Annotated in this window: 1 protein-coding gene; it reads left to right on the top strand. The window is 34.2% G+C overall.

Going from position 1 to position 669, the window contains the following annotated elements; translation table 11 throughout:
- A partial coding sequence (locus tag E5A76_RS11740) for a tetratricopeptide repeat protein (RefSeq protein ID WP_392397328.1) occupies positions 1 to 501 on the top strand: 501 nt, incomplete at its 5' end.
- Between the last annotated feature and the right edge of the window lie 168 nt (positions 502 to 669).

Genomic DNA, 669 nt, shown 5'->3' with positions numbered 1-669 from the left:
AAGCGTTTGGAGCAAATCGCCCAAGAATATGAAAAGAAATTCTTAGCACTAGAGCGAGATTTAAAACGTAAAACACGCATTATCAGTGAAAATAATAAAGAGATAGAGAAAATTAACGAAATTCATAACTTATGGCTTCGTGCACAAAGTTCTCAAACGCCAGAGCAGCGTATTGATGTTTACGATGAAATATTATTGATCCGTCCTGGTGATCTTGAAGCATTAACGTATAAAGCGGATGCTGCGATGGAGATAAAAGAATATCGCTGGGCATTAAGTTTATGTAATCGCGTGTTAGAAGTTGATGACACCAATGGTCCAGCGCTTTATCAACGTGCTTGTGCTTATTCTCGCCTAGGTATTGAAGAGCAAGCGATTGAAGACTTAGAACGAGCTATTGTTGCAAGCCCTTCAATCAGAGACTTGATTGCAGATGAGCCAGATCTGGATATCTTGCATGGTAATAATCGTTTTGATTTATTACTGATATCTGTTGATTAAGTCTCCGGTTTTTCTTTTTCTTAAATTAGTTGTTCTATTAAAGCGGCGGTAAATAATTACCGCTTCTTTTTATTTTAAAATAAGCATCTCATTAGAAATATATTTATCTTTATTTGGTATAAGTTAATTCCATTTAAAAATAACAAATAATAATATTTAGAAGGTTTA

This window comes from Photobacterium lucens (assembly GCF_009873615.1).
Classification (GTDB): domain Bacteria; phylum Pseudomonadota; class Gammaproteobacteria; order Enterobacterales; family Vibrionaceae; genus Photobacterium; species Photobacterium lucens.
Note: the sequence above shows the minus strand (reverse complement) of the source record. Positions and strands in the feature narration are given on the sequence as shown.